Below are 23,864 nucleotides of genomic sequence, written 5' to 3'. Positions count from 1 at the left end.
TACTTTCAAGAATGTTGACCAGAAAACCTCAGCCCGATGCGGCTTTGGGCAAGATCGACCTCGATGAAGATCTCGAACCGTTGCGTCGAGCGGATGACGCCGAAGCCGATGATGTCGACATGGCCAACCCGTCGCGCACGAACAGCGAGATGGACGAACCACCATTTGCCGTGCGCTCCAAGCCGATCCGTCCGAAATCGAAGCCGATCGAGCCGCTGTCAGACCCGGAACCCGAGGTCGTGGCCCAAGGTTGGGATGATACCGACTGGGACGACGAGGAATGGGATGATGACGACGACTGGGGCAACGAGGACCTGGACGAGAATGATCCTGCCCGCGAACTGAAGGCTTCGCAGGACAAGGCGCATCTTGTCAGCGAGATCCGCGAGGCCATGGGGTCCGTCAGCCATGTGCAGCCTGACGAGAAGGCGTCGAAGTCCTTCGAACAAAGCGATGGTTTTTCGAACCGCTGGTCCGATGACGAAGAGTTCGGCCGCCGTGCGATCGCCCGCAGCCAGCTTCGCAACAACGACGCCGAGGACAGGATCCTCGAAAAGACCGAAACGGCCATGACGGACCGCGAGACAAGCCGGCGCCGCTCGGCAATGGCGCACCTGAAAGCCGCTGCCGCCGCGACCAAGGCCGACCGAGTGCTCAAGCACGTCGTCAGCCGTGATCCGTCGAGCGATCCCGAGGAGCAGAGCCCCTATCGCGACGATCTCGCGAAGGTGGTGCGTCCGCATCGTCCGACCAGCCGCCCGATCAGCCGTCAGGTGACCGAGGCCGAATCTCAGCGCGCTATCTGGGATCAGGGCGAAGGCGACGAGGATGCCGCGCTGTATGCCGCATCGACAGACGAAGACGCGGTGGATTCGTCGATCGAAGCCGAACTGGCCGCTGCCGAGGCAGAGCGCCTGGCGCGCGCGCCGCTTGATCTCAGCGAAGAAGACTTCGCGGATGATACGCCGTTCGGCAGCGCCCACAGCGATGAAGATGACGATTTCCCGAACAGCCGGTTTGCATCCGATGCAGCCGCGGAAGAGGAAGCGGAAGAAGACTTCGAGGACGAAGAGCTGAACGCATTCGATGCGTCTGCAGACTTCGATGACGAAGACGAGTTCGCCGACGAAGAGGACGATGACTTCACGCCGCGTCCAAGCACGGCGGTATCCGCGGCGGTTGCCTATGCGAATGCAACCGACGATGAGGAAGAACCGCAGGACGAGAGCGAAGTACGCAAGAAGATTTGGGAAATAGCCGACGAGGTGGCGTCCGAGGTGCAACGCGTGCGCGTCGCCGATCCCGAGCCGATGGTCAATATCGCACCGGTTGTGGCCGGGCGTGCCGGCCGCAGCGCCGGACGTGTCAAGACCCGCATGCTGGGCTTCCAGCCCGATGCCCACGTCCCGAAGGACGTGTTCGAGGAAACCGCAGAGAAGGCCGCGATCTCGCAGGCAGAGCATTTCCCGGCAGGCTGGATCGTCGTTGTCGCAGGACCGGGCCGTGGCGCAAGCTTCACGCTGCACAACGGCGTCAGCCAGATCGGCCGTGGCGAAGATCAGGCCGTGCGCCTCGATTTCGGCGACACCTCGATCAGCCGGAACAACCACGCAGCCGTCGCTTACGACGACGAACAGGGAAAGTTCTTCCTTGGTCATGGCGGCAAGTCGAACCTGGTGCGCCTGAACGGTCGTCCGGTTCTGTCGACCGAAGAGATGTCGAACGGAGACGAGATCCGTATCGGCGAGACTACGCTGAAGTTCGTCTCGCTGTGCGGCGAGAACTTTACCTGGAAGTCGTCCGAAGGAGCAGACAACGAGAATGTCTAAGTCGCCGGACATAAGGTTCGACGTAGCGTCGGTCCTGAATCGCGGTTGCCGCGATTATCAGGAAGATGCGATCGCCACGGATTTCCCGCTTGGCGCGGACTTCGGCTATGCCGTCCTGTCGGACGGCATGGGCGGACACGCGGCCGGGGACGTGGCGTCGAAGATCGTCGTGACCGAAGTGTTCAGCGAGCTGAAGTTCCAGTCATCGGATGTTGGAAGATTTACCGAGAATGTCGGCAAGGTGCTGAAAAGCGCTGCGATTTCCGCCAACGAGTGCATGGCCGCCCATGCGGCCACGAATCCCGATACCGCGGGTATGGGCGCGACGCTGGTTGCCCCGGTCTTCGTGCGGGATCAGCTGTTCTGGATCTCGATCGGGGACTCGCCACTTTACCTCATGCGCGACGGGCGTTTGCGGCAGCTGAATGAAGATCATTCTCTGGGACCGCATATCGACTACATGGTGCGCTCGGGAATGATGTCCGAGGACGTGGGCCGCAATCACCCGGATCGCAACGCCCTGACTTCGGTTCTGATCGGCGAAGCGATCGAGCGGATCGATTGCCCGGACCGTCCGTTCCGTTTGAAAAACAACGACATCCTGATCGTGGCCAGCGACGGATTGCAGTTCCTGAGCGACAGCCAGATCACCGAAATCGTGCGCGAGCATGCTTCGGAAGGAAGCTCGGTCATCGCCGAGACGTTGCTCGACGAGTTGCGCGAACTGGACGACCCGGAACAGGACAACGTGTGCTTCTCTGTCATCCGTGTCGAATTCCGGAACGAGGCAGCCGAAAGCGCGAACATTTTCACCGCCGAGTTCGACCGGTCGCCGAATCGTCCACGCCAGGTCACGACACGTCCGATAACACCGGCGCGGTCCTCCGAAGACGACGACGAGGACGCAGTGGCCGTGCACATGACTCATAAGAAAGAGCCCGAGCCGGTGGCCGCGGGCATGAACGGGCGGGCAAAGAAGGAAAGGTCCGAGGCCAAGCCGATCTTCCTGAGACGGCGATGGCTGGCAACTGACGGTGGGGCATGAAGCACGCTGCGACAGACGACAATGTCATCGCCATCCTGGAAGCCGCACTTGCCTCAGGCGGTATTCCGTCCGCGGCCCGGGACTATGCCGAGCATCTTTTGCGGCGGCTGGTATCGCCTGTCAGGGTCTCGGTTCTGGGCCTTCCGCACTCCGGCAAGTCTGAACTGATCAACATGTTTCTCGGCAGAAGAATTCTGCCCAAGGACGCAAAACTGCCGACAACCGAGATCGTATACGGCGAGATTGAGCGGGCGACGATCACCCGGGTCGACGGAAAAACCGTGTCCGAGGACAAGATCGATCTCGAGAAGATCTCGCGCAGCAAGGCCGCATTTCTTAAGCTGGAAATTCCGGCCAAGATACTGAAGCGCGTATCGCTGCTGGAAGTCGTGACAGATGGAACGGCGTTGGAACTGTCCTCCGCGATCGACTGGTCGGTCCGCAGAACGGATATCGCGCTCTGGTGCTCGCAATCCTTTGACGAGCTGGAACAATCCGTCTGGCGCAGAGTTCCGGACAGCCTGAAAGATCACGCATTCCTCGTGTTGACGAAGGCCGATGTCCTTTCGGCGGAAAAGACGTTGTCGAAGCGGGTTGCCGCGCTCGAAAGCATCGTTGCCGAGGAATTCCATTCGCTGTTCGCCGTCGCCACGCTTCAGGCGCTCAATGCCTACGGGCCGAGCGGGGCCATCGACGAGGCCATGCACCATGCGTCTGGCGGCGGTGCTCTCGCAGCCGAAATTCTGCGCCACGCCGAGCGCGGGCGAAGGGCCGATTTCGATGGCGCGCACATGTTCCTTGCGCGCTACAGGATCAAGCCGGACATCGTTCTGGAGGCGACGGGGGACGCCAAGGCCGCCAAGGCGGATGCGCCGTCCCCGAAAGAGATTGAGAAGCCCGCCCCGAAGGCAGAGGCAACTGTCGCCACGGACGTTGCCGTGCCCGTCGCGATGCCGGACGCAGGCGAGCGTCCGCAGAACATCACGCTCCTGTCCGATGCCGTCCGTTTCCTCAAGCGTCGCGGTGACACCCTGGGCGAGACGGCTGCCTCGCTGGGCGAAGGCAAGGCAAAACCGCTGATCGACCAGTGTGTCGACGCGGTCGAATATCTGGTCGACATGTTCAGTCAGGATGAAAGCGGATGCCCGGTGGCCGATGCTTTCATGGACGAACTGGCCGAGGCCGCAGACATGATGGTCCTCATGCAGGTGGAGGACGGGGATGGTCCGGCGGCCGATGCCGCGACCCTGCTTCTGCAGTTGCGGCGGGACATTGAGATGAAGCTGGCAGCATAGTCGGGCGGGTGACCGCCGATTGACCGAATATGCGCCACAAAATGGCCACGTTGGCCATGAATTGTATCCAAATCCGAGACACGGTTTCCGTGATCGGAGGAGACTGAAGCGTAGTGATGATTTGGGTAAGTGCGATTTGACAGGTGTGCGATGAATGCTGACACGAACATAGCTGCCGAGGGCTCCCTGCCTGCAGATGGAAACGCACAGCTCCTGGCCAGGGGTTTCGAGGGGCTGCAACCCTATCTGAAGAAGTCGCTTGAACTGCGCCAGGCCCTGGTGCGCCTTGGCAAGATCGGCGACAAGGCAACAAGCCGCGCGGCACGCAAACTGCATCACCAGCTGAAACACGCCGAGCCGTCCATCACGATGATCGGTCAGGTCAAGGCGGGAAAGACGTCGCTTGTGAACGCGATGGTTGGACAACCAGACTTGCTGCCGGCAGACGTGAACCCGTGGACCTCCGTGGTGACGTCGCTTCACCTGAACCCGCATACCGCACCCGAGGACAATCGCGCCAGCTTCCGGTTCTTCGACATGGAGGAATGGAGCAGGCTGCTGGATCGTGGCGGTCGCATCGGTGAACTGGCTGCACGGGCCGGTGCCGAGGAAGAGCTGGAAAAGGTCCGCGAACAGGTCGAGGACATGCGCGAGAAATCCCGCAAGCGTCTGGGCGACAAGTTCGAGCTGCTGCTGGGTCAGCAGCACGACTACAATTACTTCGATCAGGACCTGGTCGAGCGCTACGTCTGCCTCGGCGACGATTTCGAGGACGATTTCGAGACATCGCAGGCGCAGGGCCGCTTCGCCGACATCACAAAGTCGGCCGAGCTTTACATATACCGTCCCGAATTCCCGATGCCGCTTTGCGTCCGCGACACGCCGGGCGTGAACGATACCTTCATGATCCGCGAGCAGATCACGATCCGGGCCATCCGCGAAAGCCGGCTTTGTGTTGTCGTCCTGGCCGCGCATCAGGCGCTGTCGTCCGTCGACCTGGCGCTGATCCGGATGATCGCCAACGTGAAAAGCCGGGAAGTCATCATCCTCGTCAACCGGATCGACGAGCTGAGCGATCCGACAAACCAGATTCCCGAAATCCGCCAGAGCATCCGCAAGACGCTCACCGATCACGACGGTCCGAAGGATGCGGAGATCATCTTCACGTCGGCTTTCTGCGGCAATGCCGCGCTCTTGGGGCAACCCGAGATGCTGGATGAAAAGAGCCGGGACTCGCTTGTCGAGTGGGCCAGGTCGGAAGACATCCTGAAGTCCGGCGAAGACTTGGCGCCCGAAGCCCTGCTTTGGGAACTCTCGGGTCTCCCCCAGGTCTACGCGGCGATCAGCGAACGGATCGCCGAAGGCAACGGCCAGGAGATGCTGGACAGGGTGGCCAAGGCGGCGATGAACCTCGCCAACGGCCTCAATGCCGCGCAACAGGTCGTTGAACGGCGCGAGTCCGATGCGAACCTGCCGCCTCTCGAGCTTGGAAGCCTCAACAGAGAGCTGGACAGGATCGAGGCGGACGCACGCTCGGCCATGTCCAAAGCCTTCGATGACGTCATCGAGGATTTCAACAAGCGGCTCGACCGTTCACACAGAAGTTTCCTTGAGCGCGCGACCGGGTCCCTGTTGCAGCACCTGGATCAGCATGGTTCGGATGTGGTCTGGGAATACGATCCTACCGGACTGCGCATCCTTCTGCGCACCGCCTACCAGGTGTTCGGACGCAACGCGCAAAAGGCCACGAAGGACGTCCTGATGGGGACCGCCCAGGATTATGCCGGTCTTTATTACCGCCTGTTCGAAGTCTCGGACGAGGGTTTCGGTATCGAGGCGCCCGCCGCTCCGCGCATTCCGTCGCCCATTCTTCTTGGACAGACGATCGCACTGGACATGAAGGGCACATGGTGGACCCGCTGGTGGCACAAGCGCCGTGGTTTCCGCAACTTCGCGACCGACTTCGCAGACATGATCAAGGCCGAGACCGACCCGATGGTCGATGCGCTGAGAGGCAGTCACGCAGAGTCGATACGCGACAGCGCGATGCAGGTTCTGTCCGAGTTCATGGAGGAACAGCGGTCCATCCTCGAACGCATCGCGGACGAGGCGGAGTCGCGTCCCGACGGCATCGGCACCCTTCTCGACAACAACGGCGCTGCGGTCAAACGCGAGCAGCTCAAGAAAACAATGGCAACGCTGACAGAATTCGCGGCCTGAGACATGCAAGGAAGAGCGAGATGAGTGGTTACGATCAACTTGCGGCCGGAATGCACGACGACACTGCACAGACGAGTGAGACTCCGAGCCTGCGTGTCACCCCTCAGCCTGTGGCAGTTCCCGACGAAATGACCGGTAAGCCGGTCGCGGAAGCCGTGCAAAAACCGCGCGTCGTCCTGATGGGGGAATTCTCCGCTGGTAAAAGCACCTTGTCGAACCTCCTTGTCGGGGCAGCGGCGCTGCCGGTGAACGTCACCGCGACCCAATTGCCGCCCGTCTGGATCTCCAAGGGTGACGAGGCGCCGTACCGTGTCGGTCTTGATGGCGAGGAATACGATATCGATCTGAACCGGCTCGGCGAGGTGTCCGTCGATGATACCAGCCACATACGCATTTTCCGCGATGCCAAGATCCTGGATATCTGCGATCTGATCGACATGCCTGGAATTTCCGACCCGAACATGGCCGCCGATGTCTGGCAACGGATGGTCCATCACGCGGATATCGTGCTGTGGTGCACGCATGCGACCCAGGCCTGGCGTCAAAGCGAGGCTGCGGTCTGGGCGACCATGCCAAGGGACCTGCAGCAGCGAAGCCTTCTGCTGCTGACCCGCATGGACCGCATCCTGTCGGAGCGCGACCGCTCCCGCGTCATCCGCCGCGTCGAGAAGGAGACCCTGGGCCTATTCCGCAGGGTCGTGCCCGTGTCGCTGCTCAAGGCGCTTGAAGCCGGCGAGGACGCGTCGAAATGGGAAGAAAGCGGCGCCGCCGACCTGTCGGATGCCATGGTCGACCTGATCGACGAAGTAGCCAGCGGCAAGACGGGCCGCACCGTGTCCCGTGTCCGTTCGCGGGCCGCTCCGGGTATCGAGGCGTCTCTTGGCGAGGACATGTCGCAGCCGCCGAAGCCGAAGCGCGTGGTCATGCCCACCCGCGTCCGGCCGCGCCCGCTGACCTCGCGTACGCTCTCCTCGACGACATCGCGCCTGTAACTCTTCGCGATACTTATCATCTTTCCTTGTCGCAGGGCTTGCTTCCCGCGCACGCGGCTACCAAAAGGGTGTCGAACCTTTGGGTCAGCTTCGAGGTGTGACTGGACATGGATGTGACCGAAACGCTTGACGCAATGCGCTCGGAGTTGCCGGGCTGCTCGTTGATCGCTTTCACGGATCTGGGCTCAAAGCTGGTGCTCTGTTCCAGCTCCGCGGGCAAACCGGCCCAGGAGGAATTGGACAGCCTTTCGGAACTGGCTCAAACCGTTCTGGACGGAATCGTGGCCGAAGGCGCTGCGCCTGTGCTTGAAAACGGTGATGGTGACAGGCGGGCCGGTACCGCCATGCTGTTGTCCGGAACCGATGCAAAGGTGTTCCTGCGTGCGCCGGGAGACGCCGCGGAAGCGCTGGTCTGCGTCTGCGCTCCGGAAGCAGACCTGCGCAAAGTCGTGGATTGCGGTCGCTCGGCGCTCGACACTATTGTATCAGGGACCTGATGCTGGGGAGCTGACTTGAGCGATTTCGCCCGCCTTGAAGACAAGCTAGCCAAACTGCGCCAGCGAGAGCGGATCTCCGGCGAGGGCCGTCGCCTGCGTGGCAGCTCGGCCGATGCTCTGCTTGCCGCCGTGGTTACCGAGATCGACGAGACCATTCTTCCCCGCCGCCTGAGCTTTACGGTCGAGAACGGAGAGACGGTTCATCTGGCGGTGGCCAACCGGCGCCTGCAGGCGCTTGCCAGTCCGGCCCCCAAGCTCAAGGGCGTCGCAGCGGCGAAACTTGCCGACCGTCCTCTCTCCGACGCCGAGGATGAGGGCGTCGAGGAAGTGAAGAAGGTTTTGCTGGCCGCATTCGCCGATGGGCCGACGGTCTCCATCCAGTCCGCGCGTCCGACGGCCGGAGGTTTTTCCTCCGATGTTGGCGTTCCCTCGAATATCCTGGCGCGTGCATGGGGTCTTGCCGAGCGCGGCGAGGACGAGGCCGGTCCTGAAGAAATTCTATCGCGCTTCTTGAGCCAGGCGGGTGACGATGTCATCGCCTGGCTTCGCATCCAGGGCGAGGATGTGACGGATCAGGGTGGCGACAAGGCCGTCGTCGAAGCCCTTGGCGACCAGGCCGCGATGTTCCTCGACGGATATTTCGCAAAACTCGAAAGCCTTTACCCCGAGGAGAGTTTCGCGCTTGCAACGGTCATCGCTCCGGTGGGCGCGAACGGGCAGGGGCTTCTTTTCCTTGAAATTGGCGAGATGTCCGCCTTTCTCGCGATCAGGCCCGAGCGCGCGCCCGAACTTGCCATCGCGTGGCAGAAACTGACCGGGGCCTGAACGGCCCCGATCCATTTTCTCAGTCTCAGTCTGCGCCCCTGACCGGGATCGGTGCGTCCGGGTTCGGCCGGAAGCCGCGCTGGATCACGAAGGCCGCAGCGAAAAGCCCGAGACCGATCAGGTCGGTGCTGAGGCCTCCCTCGATCATGAAGAGCGCCGCGGCGATCGTCATCGCCCGGATGAACCAGGCCGACCGCGCGCCCATGAACCAGCCCTGCACGCCCGAGGACAACAGGAACACGCCGAAGACGGCTGTTGCGCCGGCGCGGGCAACCTCGAACCAGCCGCCATCCATCAGAAGCGCGCTGTTATAGACGAACATGAACGGCACGATGAACGCTGCGATGCCGATCTTGAACGAGGTGACGCTGGTTTCCATCGGGTTTGCGCCCGAGATGCCGGCGGCGGCATAGCTCGCCAGTGCCACGGGTGGCGTGATGGCTGACAGAACCGCGTAGTAGAACACGAAGAAGTGCGCGACGAGGAGAGCGGTTTCCTCGGGCAGGCCGCCATCGGCCAGAAGACCCTGAAGGCCCGGCGCCACGACGCTGCCGGCAACCGCGTAGGCCGCCGTTGTCGGCATGCCCATCCCCAGCAGGATTGCGATGCACATGGCGAAGAACAGTGCCAGAAGCTGCGAGGAACCGGCGATGCCAAGAAGCAGCGAGGAGAACCGCGCGCCGACGCCGGTCAGGGAGATCACGCCCACGATGATGCCCGCGCAGGCGCAGACCGCGATGATCTGGATCGACATGATCCCTGCCAGTTCGAAGGCCTTGGCTATCGCGCGCGGTCCCATGCGGAAGGGCGTCAGCCACGAGACGACTGCGGCGGCGACCGTGGCCAGCGTACCGGCGCGGATCACCGAATACCCCATGAAGAGGGCGTAGATCAGGATGATGATCGGGATGAACAGGTAGACCTGCCGCAACATCTTGTTGAACTTGGGCAGTTCGTCCTCGCGCATCCCCTTCATGCCAAGTTTCGCCGCCTCGAAATCGACCATGAAATAAACCGACACGAAGTAGAGGACGGCGGGGATCACGGCTGCGATGGCGATCTCGGTGTAGGGAACTCCGGTGATCTCGGCCATGATGAAGGCGCCCGCGCCCATGATCGGCGGCATGATCTGTCCGCCGGTCGAGGCGGCGGCCTCGACGGCGCCGGCGGTGCGGCGGTGATAGCCGACCTTCTTCATCAGGGGGATCGTGAGCGAGCCCGTGGCCACGACGTTGCCGGCGCTGGTGCCGTTGATCATGCCCATCAGGCCGGAGGCGAAGATCGCCACCTTGGCCGGGCCACCGCGCGCGCGGCCTGCTGCCGCGAACGCGAAGTTCACGAAGTAGTCTCCCACCTTGGAGGCCTGCAAGAAGGCGGCGAAGATGATGAACAGAATGATGTAGGTCGAGGAGACGGCGGTGGTCGGCCCGAGAATGCCGGCGTCGGTGTAGACTTGGCTGAAGAAGCGCGCCCAGTCGATCTTGGGCGAGTTCAGGAAGCCTGGCATCAGGTGGCCGACGAAGACATAGACCAGGAAGATGCCCGCAATGATGATCAGCGCCAGACCGGCGACGCGGCGTGTAAGTTCCATGATCAACGCGGTGCCCGCGACGGCGGCCAGCGAGATGCCGATCGGCGCGAAGGGCGTCCCGGTCGAATTGCGCATCAATGTGCCGTAGATCGTGATCAGGTAGATCGCGACGGCAATTCCGCAGATGCCCAGCACAAGGTCAGGCGCCGAGAAACCCGACCTCTGGCGCTTGTTCAGCCAGCCAAGAAGGATGCCGCCGAACGTCGCGACCAAAAGCGGCAATCCGAACCACCATTTTTCCGGGTTGGCGAACTCGGGCGCGATCCCGTTCCACATCTCTCCGTTCGAAATCCGCATCGCGAAGCTGACAGCCGTACCGCAGGCCAGAAATGCGGGAAACAGCAGCGCATAGGCGGCGTAGGTGAAGATCGGGGTCTCTTTCTCGCGGTTTTCTGGGAAGCTCAGGTGCGCGCCGAAGATAAGGAAGCCAAGGAACAAAGCGCCTGCAACGTGGACGATCCGGAAGTTCCAGGTTTCCATGGGAAAGCTCGGCAGCAGCGGGATCGTGATCCCGGTCCATTCCGAGATCGACACACCGTTCAGCGCGGCCATGTGGAAGGCGGCATAGATTGCGGCCAGTGCCGCGATCAGACCAAAACGCCAGCCGGTGAAGTCGCGGCGGTTGGCCTCGACAGGTTCGTCATCGACGCCCTCTGCGATCAGGTGGTCGTCGTCCTGTTTTGCTTCGGCTTCGGTCATGGCTGTCCCCTCCCGCTCCCTGACGCATACGGGAGCGTCAGGCGGATTCATTTCGATTATTACCGATGAAGGTACTTTGAAGCGGCCGGGGGGCAAAGCCCCCCGGCGGATCGCCCCGCCAGCGCGGGGCGATAACCGGCCTTACATGCCGTGGATCATGTTGTCCGGGATATCGGCGCCAGCGTTCTCTTTGAACCACTTGGCCGCGCCCGGGTGCCACTTGAGCACGCCGTTCTTGTCCCAGTTCTCCGGGGTCGTGGAGCGTGCCGCCTTGTGGATATTCACCATCCGGGCGTTGTCCGACATCACGACATCGACGACGGCCTCGACAAAGCTCTCCGGCAGATCGCAGTTGGCGATAGCGAAGTTCCACATCGACACGGAGCGCGCGTCGGCCTCAAGCGTGGTGTAGGTGCTCGCAGCGATTTGGAATGCGGAGACCGGGAAGGCTTCGATGATCTTGGCCTGCTCCTCTTCGGTGAACTCGATGATGTTCACCTCGGTCTGGACCTCCAGCTGGCTGACGGCCGGAACCGGCACGCCGGCGGCGAAGGCGATGACGTCCAGAAGGCCGTCCTGCAACTGGCCGCCCAGGTCGGACCAGCCGCCGTTGCGACGCTCGAACTCGACGCCAAGCGTTTCCATCATGCGCGGGAAGTAGGTGTCCGAAGTGGACCCGGCCGGGCCGAAGCCGATCTTGGCGCCGGCAGGAATGTCGGCAATCGACTTGATGCCCGAGGACGCCAGCGCGGTCACGCTGAACGGCGTCTGGTACATCGGGAACATCGCGCAGGCGCCGGTCATCTGAAGGCCGGGCGCGATCGGGTTGGTGCCGGCCAGCGATTCCGCTGCAGGGCCCATCGTGGTCATGCCGAACTGGGCGTCACCGGTGTGAACCAGCGCCATGTTCTGCATCGGGCCGCCGGTAACTTCGGCGCCGCCAGAAATGCCAAGCTCTTCGGCCACAAGGTTAGCCCAGCCGGACCCATAGGCGAAGAAGGTTCCGCCCTGCGAGGCGGTTCCGACGGTGAAGCTTTCCGGCCAACCGGTCTTGTCCAGGTGGCTGCCGGCAGACGCCACGCCAGCCGAAAGCACGACGGCGACGGCCGTCATCGTTACATGTTTCATATCTTCCTCCCAAAGAGAGCCGGCGACAGGCCGGCCAATCAAAGCGACGATCCAATGGCCCGGGAAGGCCACGCGACGTGCAGCTAGTGCCACCGTGAGGATTTCAAGAGCAATCGTGACTTGCCCAATGTTTGCGCAATCAGCTTTTTTTCTATGCTGGCGGGGTGGATTCCGACACGGGCCATTGAAATTGAGTGTGAGAATCCACCCATCTTCGGGGTCGTTACTCGTCGTCCTGGAAATCCGCGCGGGACAATCCGTATTTCTGCATCTTTTCGTAGAGAGACTTCCGCGACAGTCCAAGCGCTTCGTAGGTGGCTTTCAGGCTGCCGCGGTTCGCTGCGATGGCAGCGGCGATCAGGCTTTTCTCGTGACGTGCCATCTGGGCCGAAAGGCTGGTCGTGTCGCCCTCGTCCGGCGGTTCCGTGTTTGCGATTTCAAGATCGAGACCCAGGGCGAAGCGCTCGGCGGCATTCCTGAGTTCCCGCACGTTCCCCGGCCAGTTGCGCGCCGCGATTGTCGACAGAACCGCTCCGGGCACTTCGGGCGCGGTTCGCTTGTAGCGCGCGGCGGCCTCGTCGACGAGGTGCAGGAAGAGCTTGGGAATATCCTCCCGGCGCTGCGACAGGTCCGGCATCCGTATCGTCACGACATTCAGGCGGTACAGGAGATCGCTGCGGAACGCCCCCTGTGCAGCGGCCTCTTCCAGGTCGCGTTTCGAGGCGGCGATGAAGCGGACATCCAGTTCGATCGGATCGTTCGATCCCAGACGGGTGACGACGCGGTCCTGAACGGCCAGCAGCAACTTGGCCTGCAGCTTGAGATCGAGGCTGTCGATCTCGTCGAGAAAGACCGTGCCGCCGCGGGCGTGTTCGAACTTGCCGTACCGCGCGCGGGTCGCGCCCGCGAAGGCACCGGCTTCGTGGCCGAACAGCTCACTTTCAACCAGGTCGGGCGGAAGGGCGGCGCAGTTGATGTGAACGAACGGCTTTTCCGAGCGCGGGCTTGCCCGGTGGATGGCGCGGGCGGCAACTTCCTTGCCGGTGCCTGTCGCGCCGGTGATCAGCACGTCGGCATCGGTGATTGCGACCGCACGGATTTGCTCGCGCAGCGCCGTCATGACCGGCGAGCGGCCAGTAAGGCGGGATTCGATCGCATCGCGCCCTCCCACCTGCCTGCGCAGCGCCCGGTTTTCGATCGTCAGCCGCCGCTTGTCCAATGCCCGGCGTACCGTCTCGACCATCCGAACGGGCGCATAGGGCTTTTCGAGAAAGTCGTAAGCCCCGTCGCGCATGGACTGCACGGCCATCTCCACATCGCCGTGACCGGTAATGAGGATGACAGGAAATTCCGGGTCGATTTCCAGTGCGCGGCGCATCAGTTCGATCCCGTCGATCCCTGGCATGCGGATATCGGTGACCAGAACGCCGGGAAAATTGCGGCTGACTTGCGCCAGTGCGGCCTCGCCGTCGGCAAGGCAGGTCACTGGCAGATCCGCTAGCTCAAGCGTCTGCGCCGCGGCAAGGCGCAGATGCTCTTCATCGTCCACGAAAAGAATACCGGGTTCGCTCATTCCGCCGCGACGTCCTTGTGGCCGTCAGCTGGATTGGCCAGAGCCAGATCGACGCTGAAACACGCACCGGGACCATCGGGGTTGTTCTCCGCCGACAGGTGCCCGCCGAAGTCCTCGACGATGTTGTACGAGATCGAGAGTCCAAGCCCCAATCCCTTGCCCGGCGATTTCGTCGTGAAAAACGGATCGAAGACCCGGCCCGCGGTGTCCGTCTCCAGACCGGGGCCGCGATCGCTGACACGGATGCAGACGCGGCCACTTCCCTGACTTGTTCTGGTGATGACGATCTTCGGCGTATCCTCGTGCTCCATCGCGTCGAGCGCGTTGCTGATGAGGTTGACGAAGACCTGCTGCAGCCGGACCCGGCCGCCCGTGACCCAAAGTGGCTCGGTCGTATCAGCGCTGCGCTCCACCACGGCCCCCGCCTTGGTCAGTCGCGGCCCCATCAGTTCCAGGGCGTCGTCGAGCACAAGGCTGAGGTCGACCGAGCCTATGGTTTCCTGCGGGCGACGCGCGAAATTGCGCAAGTGTCCTGAAAGCGTAGCCATCCGGTCGGCCATGTGGCTGATGCGGGTCACGTTTTCGCGGGCTTCCGAGAAGCGCTTTCGGTCGATGTAGGCGGCAGCGTTCTCGGCAAAGCCCTTCACAGCGGCCAGCGGCTGGTTGATCTCATGGCTCAGGGCCGCCGACATCTGGCCAAGCGCGGCCAGTTTGCCGGCCTGTACAAGCTCCTTCTGCGTATTGCGCAGGCGCTTTTCCGTCGAGCGGCGCTCCTCGATTTCCAGCGTCAGCCGCTTGTTGGCGGCGTTCAGGTCGCTTGTCCGCAGCCTGACCTCGCGCTCAAGTTCCTCTTGCGCGAGGCGCCGTTCCTCGTCGCGCTCGCGCGCCCGTGTCTGTCTTTGCAGGAGGATCGCCGCGGCCAATGCCAGGAGCAGAGCGAACAGGCCCATGGCAAGGAGAACGGTGAGCGTCTGTGTGCGTGCGGGACCCGCGGGTGAAAGCAGCTGGACCGTCCAGCCCACTTCCGGCAGGAACGCCGAGTTCAGCACATAGTCGTGTCCTTCGACCGACATCAGGGTCTGCGATGCGTCGGACGCCGGCGTTTCGACCTCAAGCGGGATCAACCTGTCCAGCGGGTATTGCTGCGTCGCCGCGACCTTGTCCGTCGCCTCCCGAGGTAACGGCAAGAGAGTGCGGAAATGCCAGTCCGGACGGCTTGACATGAAGATGACGCCGTTCAGGTCGGAGACGATGATCTCGCTCGTTCCGCCCTGCCACGACAGTTCGAACGGGTCGACAAGGAACTTGACCGCCAGCACACCGACAATCCGCGTCCCGTCCAGCACCGGGGCGGCGAAGAAGTATCCGCGCTGCCCGGTTGTCGTTCCGCGCGCGAAATACCGGCCGAGGCCACCCTCCAGCGCCTGCTGGAAATAGGGGCGGTAGCTGTAGTTCTGGCCGACGAAGGACGTATCTTTGCGGTAATTGCTGGCGGCGATGGTCGTGCCGCCGATATCCATCAGATAGACGTCCGAAACACCCAGCGTCAGCGCCGTCAGCCTGAGTTGTTCGTTCACGAATGGCAGAATGCCCTGGTTCCCCGGGTCCCTGAGAAGCTGCGTGAGAATCGGTCGTTCCGCGATCAGCTTTGCCAGCGGCTCGAACCGGTCCAGAGTGCTGTCCAGACCCTTCACCGCGATGTTCAGGGTGGAATTGCCGTCTTCGGCGATCCGTTCCAGGAAGATGCGTTCAATCGAGGGTTTGACTGCGAGGCCCAGCCCAAAAATCACCGCGCAAGCCAGCGCGACCCTGAAAAGGATGCTGTGAAAGAAGGGGGTTTTTCGGCCTTCGAGCGTCATGCCACCACCCAATGACGGGTTTTCCTTATCTTGCCCAGAGGGAAGGCGTTGCTCAAGCATCGGATGCGGATTTGCCTCAGGGCCGCCTATTGTTCCCTATTAGGCCACAATGACGCCGTGTTTTAGGGTTTGATAGAGAATCGTAGTTAATGCCTTTGCGCAACTACGGCAGAATAGCGCCTGATTCCGTGGCGACGTCTCTTTCGGACCGCGCGGCGGAGGCATATATAGACAACTGGTTCGTCTTGGGCAGGTTTGGCGGACCCGAAGTGAGATTGGGGCGACAGAAAATGGCCTTCGGCGGATTGTTCTCTACAGATATGGCGATCGACCTCGGGACGGCGAACACGCTCGTCTACGTAAAAGGCAAGGGAATCATCCTGAACGAGCCTTCGGTCGTGGCCTATCACGTGAAAGACGGCCAGAAGAAGGTTCTGGCCGTGGGCGAGGATGCCAAGCTGATGCTGGGCCGCACGCCCGGAAGCATCCAGGCGATTCGGCCCATGCGCGAAGGCGTGATTGCCGACTTCGACGTGGCCGAGGCCATGATCAAGGAATTCATCCGCAAGGTGCACAAGCGCGGCACCTTCTCGAAGCCGAAGGTGATCGTCTGCGTGCCGCACGGGGCGACGCCGGTTGAAAAGCGGGCGATTCGCCAATCGGTCCTTTCCGCGGGCGCCCGGCGCGCCGGTCTGATCGCCGAACCGATCGCAGCCGCCATCGGGGCCGGCATGCCGATCACCGATCCGACCGGCAACATGGTCGTGGATATCGGCGGCGGAACCACCGAAGTTGCGGTCCTTTCGCTGGGCGACATCGTCTACGCCCGCTCGGTCCGTGTCGGCGGTGACCGGATGGACGAGGCGATCATCAGCTATCTGCGCCGCCAGCATAACCTGCTGATCGGCGAGTCGACCGCGGAGCGGATCAAGACGTCGATCGGCACCGCGCGCATGCCGGATGACGGTCGCGGTTCTTCGATGCAGATCCGGGGACGTGATCTTCTGAACGGCGTGCCCAAGGAAACCGAGATCAACCAGGCCCAGGTGGCCGAGGCGCTGGCGGAACCGGTGCAACAGATTTGCGAAGCGGTCATGACCGCGCTGGAAGCCACGCCACCCGATCTGGCTGCGGATATCGTGGATCGCGGCGTGATGCTCACCGGAGGCGGCGCGCTTCTGGGCGAGCTTGATCTTGCGCTTCGCGAACAGACCGGTCTGGCGATCAGCGTCGCCGACGAGAGCCTGAATTGCGTGGCGCTGGGCACGGGCAAGGCGCTGGAATACGAGAAACAGCTTCGGCACGTGATCGACTATGACAGCTAAGGCAAGGTTTCCTTTCGGGAAACTTGCCGCAACTCTTTGAAGAGTTTTGCTGTAAGCTAGGAAGCCGGAGGCAACGACAGAGACGAACGTGGCACGGCAGAGCGGCTCCCAGGAAGAATACGTTCGCCCGATCCGGCGTATGGCCGTCGGGGGGCTTGTTATTGTCTTGCTCGCCGTTTTCCTTCTGTGGCGCATCGACAGTCCGCGCGCGGAAAGGTTCAGGGCGCAAATCGTTGATGCCATCGTTCCGAACCTTGAATGGGCGCTGGTTCCGGTCACCGAAACCATGAACCTCGTCCGTGGCTTCCAGTCCTACGCCGCCCTTCAGCGCCAGAACCGCGAGCTGCGCGACGAACTGCAGCGGATGAAAGCCTGGAAAGAGGCCGCGCTTCAGTTGGAACAGGAAAACGCCAAGCTTCTGGACCTGAACAAGGTACGGCTCGATCCGGCGCTGACCGTTGTGACAGGGCAGGTAATCGCCGATTCCGGGTCGCCCTTCCGGCAATCAGTCCTGTTGAACGTCGGCGCGGCCCGCGACGGCATCAAGGACGGATGGGCGGTGACCGATGGACTGGGCCTCGTGGGTCGCATCTCTGGTGTCGGGCGCAATTCCAGCCGGGTTCTGCTTCTGACCGACAGCGCAAGCCGTGTGCCGGTCACGATTCAGCCCTCAGGCCAGCGGGCACTGCTGGCTGGCGACAACTCGGCGCTTCCGGTTCTGGACTTTCTGGAAGCCCCGGAAGAAGTGCGTCCCGGCGACCGCGTTGTGTCGTCGGGCGACGGTGGTGTCTTTCCGGCCGGCCTTCTCGTGGGGAATGTGGTTCTTGCCCGGGATGGCCGGCTGCGGTTGCGTCTGACGGCCGATTACGAGCGGCTGGAGTTCCTGCGCGTCCTGCGAAATCAGCCGGGCGAAACCATCGCGCCGCCCGACGGGCTGGTAGGTCCGCTTCTGCCCCAGCCATCCATCGCGCTCAGCCAGGAAGAACCGGAGCCCGCCGATGGCTGACCCGGCAACAGGCCTCTGGGGATATCGCGCCTTGTTCCTTGCGCTCTGCATCGCAGTCGCCTTCGTTCAGCTGTTGCCCTTGGACATGGGACCCGGCCAAATTCCCGGACCAGACGTGCTGATGCTCCTTGCGTTCTCCTGGGTCATCATGCGTCCCGACTATGTGCCGGTCTTCCTGATCGCCGCGGTGTTCTTCCTCGCCGATCTTTTGTTCATGCGTCCGCTCGGGCTTTGGACTGCGCTGGTCGTGCTGGGAGCTGAATTCCTGCGCAGCCGGTCTTTCACCCTGCGGGATACGCCTTTCCTGCTGGAATGGTTGCTGGTTTCGGGTGTCGTAACGGCCGTTTTCATTGGAAATAGCCTGTTCCTGGGGCTTTTTGCGGTGTCGCAACCGGGTCTGGGATTGACCCTGATCGGCCTGATCGCCACCATTCTGGCATATCCCCTGGTGGTCATTCTTGCCGGCAGGGCATTTGGACTGAGGAAGATCGTTCCCGGAGAGGTCGATCGGTTGGGACACAAGCAATGAGACGCTCGCCCAAGGAAACCGAGGAAAGCGCCGGCCTCGTCACACGCCGAGGCCTCGTGCTGGGCGGACTCCAGGTCGGGTTCATGGGCCTGCTCGGGTTCCGCATGCGTCAGATGCAGGTCGAGGAGGCCGAACAGTACCGTCTGCTGGCCGAGGAAAACCGCATCAACGTGCGCCTCATTCCACCGTCGCGCGGCATCATTTACGACCGCCACGGCGTTCCCGTGGCCCAGAACACCCAGAATTACCGTATCGTCATCGTGCGCGAGGATGCGGGCGACGTCGAGGAGACGATCGCGAAGCTGCGTCGACTGATTCCGCTGGACGAGGATGAACTCGAACGCTCACTGAAGGAGATGTACCGGCGCAGCCCCTTCGTCCCGGTGACGCTGGCCGACCGGCTGACGTGGGAGGATCTCGCCGAGGTCGCCGTAAACGCGCCGGTGCTTCCCGGAATTACGCCCGATGTCGGCCTCAGCCGGGACTACCCGCTGGCCGAGGATTTCGCTCATATCGTCGGCTATGTCGGTCCGGTCAGCGACTACGATCTCTCGAAGATCGAAGACCCTGATCCGCTTCTGCAGATCCCAAAGTTCCAGATCGGCAAGATCGGCGTCGAGACCAAGCTGGAGGCCGAGCTTCGGGGCAAGGCCGGAACCAAGCGCATCGAGATCAACGCTGCGGGCCGCGTGATGCGCGAACTCAGCCGCGACGAGTACACGCCCGGCGAAGACCTGCAGCTGACCATCGACCACGGGCTTCAGAACTATGCCCAGGCACGCCTGGCCGGCGAAAGCGCGGGCTCGGTCGTCATCGACATCGAAACCGGCGATCTGCTGGCGATGGCCTCAGCGCCGTCGTTCGACCCGAACCTCTTCGTGCGCGGCATCTCGTCGAAGGACTACGGCGAACTGCGCGACAACATCTACAAGCCACTGTTCAACAAGGCGGTTCAGGGGCTTTATCCCCCCGGATCGACCTTCAAGATGATGACCGGGCTCGCGGCGATGCGTGCCGGTGTGATCGGACCGGGCGAGACCGTCTACTGCCCGGGCTTCATGTCCTTCGGCGGTCGTCGCTTCCATTGCTGGAAGCGGGGCGGGCACGGTTCGATGGACCTGAACAATGCGATCACCCAGTCCTGCGACGTCTATTTCTACGAGGCGGCCAACCGTCTGGGCGTCGACCGGCTTGCCGATCTCTGCCATGAATTCGGGCTGGGCGAAAAGCACGACATCCCCATGTCTGCCGTGCAGGAAGGCATCATCCCCGACACCCGGTGGAAAGCGCAGGTTCGCGGTGAACGCTGGAACCCGGGCGAAACGCTGAACACGGCGATCGGGCAGGGCGATGTTCTGGCCTCGCCACTTCAACTGGCCGTGATGACAGCACGGATCGCAAGCGGCAAGGCCGTGAAACCCCGCCTGATCAAGTCGATCAACGGCGTCGAGGTTCCGCCGGAGAACGTGCCGGACATAAACGTTCCGGCAAACCTGATGGCGCTGGTGCGGCGGGCGATGTGGAACGTCTCGAACGGTCAGCGCGGTACAGCCACACGCTCCCGGATCGTCACCGAGGGGATGGAGATGGCGGGCAAGACCGGCACCAGCCAGGTCCGCAACATCACCGCGGCCGAACGCGCCCGCGGGGTCTTCCGGAACGACCAGTTGCCATGGAACCGGCGCGACCACGGGCTGTTCGTGGCCTTCGCGCCATTCGACAAGCCGAAATACGCGATTGCGACGGTGGTCGAGCATGGTGGGGGCGGGTCGACCGCCGCTGCGCCGCCATCGCGCGATATCCTGCTTTACGCGCTGTACGGCGACGTCCCGCCGCTCGAGGCTTACCCCAGCGATCAGCGCGAGCGCATCCGCGTGCAGCACGAGGAAATGGTGCTTCGCCCGCGTCTTGAACCCGAGACCAAGGCCACGCGGGCATGAGTTATCTCGAGTACAAGGTCCAGACCGTCCCAACGGGCGTTCGGAAGATCCTTTATGCGAACTGGGCGCTGGTTCTGTTGCTGACGGCTGTCGCGTCGGTTGGTTTCCTGATGCTCTACTCGGTGGCAGGCGGCAATATCGAACGCTGGGCCGAGCCGCAGATGAAACGCTTCGCCCTCGGCCTGGTCGTCATGATGATCATCGGAATGGTGCCGATCTGGTTCTGGCGGTCGATGTCCGGCCTCGCCTACCTGGGGGCCTTGGGCCTTTTGGTGCTGGTCGAACTGGTGGGCGAAATCGGCATGGGCGCGCAGCGCTGGATCGACATCGGTCCGCTTCGCTTGCAGCCTTCCGAACTGATGAAGATCTCGCTCGTTATGATGCTTGCGGCCTATTACGACTGGCTGCCGCTGTCCAAGGTCTCGCGCCCCCTGTGGGTGCTGCCGCCGGTAATCCTGACGTTGATCCCGACCGCGCTGGTGCTGAAGCAGCCGGACCTCGGTACCGCGATCCTGCTGATCGCCGGGGGTGGGATCGTCATGTTCTGTGCCGGCGTGTCCTGGTGGTACTTCATCGCGGTCGTCGCGGCTGGCGCCGGGCTGGTTTATGCCGTCTTCGCATCGCGCGGCACGGACTGGCAGCTGATCAAGGACTACCAGTTCCGGCGGATCGACACCTTCCTCGACCCGTCGACCGACCCGCTGGGCGCGGGCTATCACATCACCCAGTCGAAGATCGCGCTTGGTTCCGGCGGCTGGAGCGGAAAGGGATTTATGCAGGGCACGCAGTCGCGGCTGAATTTCCTGCCCGAGAAGCATACCGACTTCATCTTCACGACACTCGCCGAGGAATTCGGTTTCCTTGGCGCCTTCTCGCTGTTGACGCTTTATGGCCTGATCATCCTGTTCTGCATCGTCTCGGCGATGGGCAACAAGGACCGTTACGGCGCGCTTCTGACGCTTGGTGTCGCCGCCACGCTGTTCCTGTTCTTCGCGGTCAACATGTCTATGGTCATGGGGCTGGCGCCTGTCGTTGGCGTGCCGCTGCCCTTGGTCAGCTATGGAGGTTCGGCGATGCTGGTTCTTCTTGCGGCTTTCGGACTGGTCCAGTCGGCCCATATTCACAGGCCGCGCAGCCGATGATCAGGGTTTTCTTCGCAGCCAATCCCGGCGACTGGGCCGAATACGAAGACGTCCTGCCCAAGGCTGTCGCCGAGACAGGCATCGAAGCCGAGATCGTGACCGAAGCTGAACCGGGGTCGGTCGACTACATCGTCTACGCGCCCTCCAGCGCGGTTCAGGACTTTCGGCCCTATACGCGTCTCAAGGCCGTTCTCAACCTTTGGGCCGGGGTTGAAAACGTGGTGGGCAACCAGACTCTCACCGTGCCGCTCTGCCGGATGGTGGATCCGGGCATGACCGAGGGCATGGTCGAGTACTGCGTGGGTCACGCGCTGCGCCATCACCTTGGCATGGACCAGGACATTCTCCGCACGGATGCCCAATGGAAACCGCACGTCCCGCCACTGGCGCGCAGCCGGCGCGTTACCGTTCTGGGGCTGGGCGAGTTGGGACGAGAGGTGGCGCTGGCGCTTGGTCGCATGAACTTCGATGTGGCGGGGTGGAGCCGTTCACCGAAGGAGATACCGGGTGTCGAGTGCCTGTCCGGCGATGCAGGGCTGAACATGGCGCTTGGCCGCGCCGAAATCCTGATCCTGCTCCTGCCGCTGACATCAGCCACGCGGGACCTTCTGAATGCCGATCGCCTTGCGCTGATGCCCGAGGGGGCGTTCATCATCAATCCGGGCAGGGGGCCTCTGATCGACGACGAGGCGCTTCTCGCCGCGCTCGACAGCGGCCGTATCGCGCATGCGACGCTCGACGTGTTCCGCGTCGAACCCTTGCCAGCCGAGCACGCGTTCTGGGCCCATCCGAAGGTGACGGTCACGCCGCATATCGCGTCGGATACCCGGGCAGAGACCGCCGCGAGGGTCATCGCCGAGAACATCCGGCGGGGCGAGGCGGGCGAGACGTTCCTGCATCTCGTCGACCGTTCGGCCGGATACTGAGGCCGGCTGCCCGACACCTGCCATACGTTTTGCCGACGTTTCGCCGACGCTTTGCCGACCGGCCTTCAGCGCAACTTCGGCGGCTTGTCCGGGTCCATGCCCGGTGCTGCAGGACCCTCCGGCTTGGGCGGTTCCGGCAGGTCGAAACGCAGACCCACGCGGGCCAGCCGCGCCGAAACCGGATCGCTGGCCTTCAGGAAGGTGACGTCCAGCTCGCCGGCATCGAGACCTGAGAAAATCAAAGCTTCCCCCACGGCCCGGGCAAGGGCGGGCTCCGAACCGGGAACCGGGTCTATCAGTGCCATCAGATGTCCGCGGCGGCCGTTTTTCCATTTAACGCCAGAGAGATACGCCAGTTTCGCCAGGCCTGAGGCCGTGGCGAGCTTGATATCCAGCGCCGCGACAAGGCGTTCGGGCAGGCCTGCGGGCGGGTGCAATTCCTCGGGCGTTTCCTGCATCTCCTCGGGGCGCTCGCTCAGTGTGGCGTGGAGCCAGGCGACCGCTTCGGCGGGGATCAGCATTTCCGATGGCGCCGCGCCAAGGTTCAGCCCCAGTCCGAGGTCTTGCCCGGACAACATGCCGGCCAGAGTGCGCCCCGACAGGGCCGCATAAGGCGCCGGCCCCCCCGCAAACGCCGCCAACCGCTCCTCCCTGTCGAAGGCCAGCACGTAAGTGCCTTGTTCCGTTTCAAAAATCCGGGGGCTGATGCTGTCTCCTTCCGGTTCGCTTTCAAGCATCAGGAACAACTCGCCGTCCGCAAGGCGCTCATAGAATGCCAGACGCCTCGTATCGTCATCGGATTCGGTCTGCATCGCAGCGTGGGCACGATCGATCGGTGTCTCTGTCATTGCAGCGCCTCTTGCACGCGGGTTCTGAGGACCGGCAGCAATTCGGTCTCGAACCACGGGTTCTTCCTCAGCCACCCGGTATTGCGCCACGAGGGGTGAGGCAAGGGGAGGGTGTCTGGAAGGCTCTTGCGCCATGCGGCGACGGTTTGGGTGACGTTCTTCCCGGCGCCCGGGAGATGCCAGCCCTGCGCATACCCTCCGATCAGGAGCGTCAGCCTGATCCCGGACAACTGCTCCATGATCTGGCTTCTCCATGTGCTGGCGCAAATTCTGGGCGGAGGCAGGTCGGAACCCTTGTCGTCATAGCCCGGAAAACAGAACGCCATCGGAACGATCGCCACGCGGTCCCTGTCATAGAAGATGTCTTCCCCGATCCCCATCCAGTCACGGAGGCGATCGCCCGAGCGGTCGAAAAAGGGCTTGCCTGCCTCGTGTACGCGCAGGCCCGGCGCTTGTCCGGCGATCAGGATACGGGCGGTGTCGTTGAACCACACAACCGGACGCGGCGCATGCGCCGTAGCCGTCTTGCGAAAACGGTCGGCACAAATTCGGCAGGCCGAAATGTCAGCTTTCAGGCGTCTGGTTTCCATGATGT

Annotated in this window: 19 protein-coding genes; 13 read left to right on the top strand and 6 right to left on the bottom strand. The window is 62.8% G+C overall.

What is annotated here, in order from left to right; translation table 11 throughout:
* The first annotated feature begins 11 nt into the window (after positions 1–11).
* From ACKLNI_RS05420 to ACKLNI_RS05390, 7 genes are all read left to right on the top strand, one after another.
* Positions 12–1,829 (top strand): FHA domain-containing protein, encoded by a 1,818-nt coding sequence (locus ACKLNI_RS05420; protein ID WP_413718025.1) that lies wholly within the window; start codon positions 12–14, stop codon positions 1,827–1,829.
* Positions 1,822–2,874 (top strand): PP2C family protein-serine/threonine phosphatase, encoded by a 1,053-nt coding sequence (locus ACKLNI_RS05415; RefSeq protein ID WP_413718024.1) that lies wholly within the window; start codon positions 1,822–1,824, stop codon positions 2,872–2,874. Before ACKLNI_RS05420 ends, ACKLNI_RS05415 begins: the two co-directional genes overlap by 8 nt.
* On the top strand, positions 2,871–4,169 hold the full coding sequence (locus ACKLNI_RS05410; RefSeq protein ID WP_413718023.1) for a hypothetical protein: 1,299 nt from the start codon (positions 2,871–2,873) through the stop codon (positions 4,167–4,169). Before ACKLNI_RS05415 ends, ACKLNI_RS05410 begins: the two co-directional genes overlap by 4 nt.
* Positions 4,170–4,319: 150 nt before the next feature.
* Positions 4,320–6,389, top strand: a complete 2,070-nt coding sequence (locus tag ACKLNI_RS05405) for a dynamin family protein (RefSeq protein WP_413718022.1) — start codon at positions 4,320–4,322, stop codon at positions 6,387–6,389.
* A 20-nt stretch (positions 6,390–6,409) separates the two neighbouring features.
* The gene (locus ACKLNI_RS05400; protein WP_413718021.1) at positions 6,410–7,381 is read left to right on the top strand and encodes a dynamin family protein; all 972 of its coding nucleotides are present in this window, start codon (positions 6,410–6,412) and stop codon (positions 7,379–7,381) included.
* A gap of 107 nt (positions 7,382–7,488) precedes the next feature.
* Positions 7,489–7,878, top strand: a complete 390-nt coding sequence (locus tag ACKLNI_RS05395; RefSeq protein WP_413718020.1) for a hypothetical protein — start codon at positions 7,489–7,491, stop codon at positions 7,876–7,878.
* 15 nt (positions 7,879–7,893) lie between these two features.
* Entirely contained in the window at positions 7,894–8,703 is an 810-nt protein-coding gene (locus ACKLNI_RS05390; RefSeq protein WP_413718019.1) for a hypothetical protein, read from the top strand.
* A gap of 25 nt (positions 8,704–8,728) precedes the next feature.
* On the opposite strand, the gene ACKLNI_RS05385 is transcribed toward ACKLNI_RS05390, so the two are convergent.
* The 4 genes from ACKLNI_RS05385 to ACKLNI_RS05370 all read right to left on the bottom strand — a co-directional run bounded on the left by ACKLNI_RS05385 (position 8,729) and on the right by ACKLNI_RS05370 (position 15,553).
* Entirely contained in the window at positions 8,729–10,993 is a 2,265-nt protein-coding gene (locus ACKLNI_RS05385) for a TRAP transporter permease (protein ID WP_413718018.1), read from the bottom strand.
* 141 nt (positions 10,994–11,134) lie between these two features.
* On the bottom strand, positions 11,135–12,121 hold the full coding sequence (locus ACKLNI_RS05380; RefSeq protein ID WP_413718017.1) for a TAXI family TRAP transporter solute-binding subunit: 987 nt from the start codon (positions 12,119–12,121) through the stop codon (positions 11,135–11,137).
* A 223-nt stretch (positions 12,122–12,344) separates the two neighbouring features.
* Positions 12,345–13,694, bottom strand: coding sequence for a sigma-54-dependent transcriptional regulator (locus ACKLNI_RS05375; RefSeq protein ID WP_413718016.1), 1,350 nt, complete (start codon positions 13,692–13,694; stop codon positions 12,345–12,347).
* Positions 13,691–15,553 carry a sensor histidine kinase gene (locus ACKLNI_RS05370; RefSeq protein WP_413718015.1) on the bottom strand — a complete coding sequence of 621 codons (1,863 nt, stop codon included), beginning with the start codon at positions 15,551–15,553 and terminating at the stop codon, positions 13,691–13,693. Before ACKLNI_RS05370 ends, ACKLNI_RS05375 begins: the two co-directional genes overlap by 4 nt.
* A 290-nt stretch (positions 15,554–15,843) precedes the next feature.
* Between ACKLNI_RS05370 and ACKLNI_RS05365 the strand changes: the two genes are divergently transcribed.
* The 6 genes from ACKLNI_RS05365 to ACKLNI_RS05340 all read left to right on the top strand — a co-directional run bounded on the left by ACKLNI_RS05365 (position 15,844) and on the right by ACKLNI_RS05340 (position 22,421).
* Complete coding sequence (locus tag ACKLNI_RS05365; RefSeq protein WP_413718014.1) at positions 15,844–16,878, top strand: rod shape-determining protein; 1,035 nt, start codon at positions 15,844–15,846, stop codon at positions 16,876–16,878.
* A gap of 88 nt (positions 16,879–16,966) precedes the next feature.
* Positions 16,967–17,884, top strand: a complete 918-nt coding sequence (gene mreC / locus ACKLNI_RS05360; protein WP_413718013.1) for a rod shape-determining protein MreC — start codon at positions 16,967–16,969, stop codon at positions 17,882–17,884.
* Positions 17,877–18,413: a rod shape-determining protein MreD gene (locus tag ACKLNI_RS05355; RefSeq protein ID WP_413718012.1), complete on the top strand. Its 537-nt coding sequence runs from the start codon at positions 17,877–17,879 to the stop codon at positions 18,411–18,413. The genes mreC and ACKLNI_RS05355 overlap by 8 nt, the downstream gene beginning before the upstream one ends.
* Entirely contained in the window at positions 18,410–20,353 is a 1,944-nt protein-coding gene (mrdA, locus tag ACKLNI_RS05350) for a penicillin-binding protein 2 (protein WP_413718011.1), read from the top strand. Before ACKLNI_RS05355 ends, mrdA begins: the two co-directional genes overlap by 4 nt.
* Positions 20,350–21,495, top strand: a complete 1,146-nt coding sequence (gene rodA, locus ACKLNI_RS05345) for a rod shape-determining protein RodA (protein ID WP_413718010.1) — start codon at positions 20,350–20,352, stop codon at positions 21,493–21,495. Before mrdA ends, rodA begins: the two co-directional genes overlap by 4 nt.
* Positions 21,492–22,421 (top strand): 2-hydroxyacid dehydrogenase, encoded by a 930-nt coding sequence (locus ACKLNI_RS05340; protein WP_413718009.1) that lies wholly within the window; start codon positions 21,492–21,494, stop codon positions 22,419–22,421. The genes rodA and ACKLNI_RS05340 overlap by 4 nt, the downstream gene beginning before the upstream one ends.
* Before the next feature lie 65 nt (positions 22,422–22,486).
* Here ACKLNI_RS05340 and ACKLNI_RS05335 read toward each other — a convergent pair whose 3' ends face one another.
* A complete protein-coding gene (locus ACKLNI_RS05335; RefSeq protein ID WP_413718008.1) occupies positions 22,487–23,269 on the bottom strand; it encodes an SseB family protein in 783 nt (260 codons plus the stop codon).
* Positions 23,266–23,859, bottom strand: coding sequence for a uracil-DNA glycosylase family protein (locus ACKLNI_RS05330; protein WP_413718007.1), 594 nt, complete (start codon positions 23,857–23,859; stop codon positions 23,266–23,268). Before ACKLNI_RS05330 ends, ACKLNI_RS05335 begins: the two co-directional genes overlap by 4 nt.
* Positions 23,860–23,864 lie beyond the last annotated feature (5 nt).

The organism is Silicimonas lutimaris, assembly GCF_047314965.1.
In the GTDB taxonomy this organism is placed as follows: domain Bacteria; phylum Pseudomonadota; class Alphaproteobacteria; order Rhodobacterales; family Rhodobacteraceae; genus JAVJUV01.
The sequence above is the reverse complement of the archived record's forward strand: the minus strand, read 5'-3'. Positions and strand labels throughout refer to the sequence as shown.

Coding starts and splice junctions, on each gene's coding strand:
- rodA (WP_413718010.1), top strand. CDS start 20,350: ATGAGTTATCTCGAGTACAAGGTCCAGACCGTCCCAACGGGCGTTCGG.
- ACKLNI_RS05385 (WP_413718018.1), bottom strand. CDS start 10,993: ATGACCGAAGCCGAAGCAAAACAGGACGACGACCACCTGATCGCAGAG.
- ACKLNI_RS05365 (WP_413718014.1), top strand. CDS start 15,844: ATGGCCTTCGGCGGATTGTTCTCTACAGATATGGCGATCGACCTCGGG.
- ACKLNI_RS05340 (WP_413718009.1), top strand. CDS start 21,492: ATGATCAGGGTTTTCTTCGCAGCCAATCCCGGCGACTGGGCCGAATAC.
- ACKLNI_RS05415 (WP_413718024.1), top strand. CDS start 1,822: ATGTCTAAGTCGCCGGACATAAGGTTCGACGTAGCGTCGGTCCTGAAT.
- ACKLNI_RS05355 (WP_413718012.1), top strand. CDS start 17,877: ATGGCTGACCCGGCAACAGGCCTCTGGGGATATCGCGCCTTGTTCCTT.
- ACKLNI_RS05420 (WP_413718025.1), top strand. CDS start 12: ATGTTGACCAGAAAACCTCAGCCCGATGCGGCTTTGGGCAAGATCGAC.
- ACKLNI_RS05380 (WP_413718017.1), bottom strand. CDS start 12,121: ATGAAACATGTAACGATGACGGCCGTCGCCGTCGTGCTTTCGGCTGGC.
- ACKLNI_RS05395 (WP_413718020.1), top strand. CDS start 7,489: ATGGATGTGACCGAAACGCTTGACGCAATGCGCTCGGAGTTGCCGGGC.
- ACKLNI_RS05335 (WP_413718008.1), bottom strand. CDS start 23,269: ATGACAGAGACACCGATCGATCGTGCCCACGCTGCGATGCAGACCGAA.
- ACKLNI_RS05375 (WP_413718016.1), bottom strand. CDS start 13,694: ATGAGCGAACCCGGTATTCTTTTCGTGGACGATGAAGAGCATCTGCGC.
- ACKLNI_RS05410 (WP_413718023.1), top strand. CDS start 2,871: ATGAAGCACGCTGCGACAGACGACAATGTCATCGCCATCCTGGAAGCC.
- ACKLNI_RS05370 (WP_413718015.1), bottom strand. CDS start 15,553: ATGACGCTCGAAGGCCGAAAAACCCCCTTCTTTCACAGCATCCTTTTC.
- ACKLNI_RS05330 (WP_413718007.1), bottom strand. CDS start 23,859: ATGGAAACCAGACGCCTGAAAGCTGACATTTCGGCCTGCCGAATTTGT.
- mrdA (WP_413718011.1), top strand. CDS start 18,410: ATGAGACGCTCGCCCAAGGAAACCGAGGAAAGCGCCGGCCTCGTCACA.
- ACKLNI_RS05405 (WP_413718022.1), top strand. CDS start 4,320: ATGAATGCTGACACGAACATAGCTGCCGAGGGCTCCCTGCCTGCAGAT.
- ACKLNI_RS05400 (WP_413718021.1), top strand. CDS start 6,410: ATGAGTGGTTACGATCAACTTGCGGCCGGAATGCACGACGACACTGCA.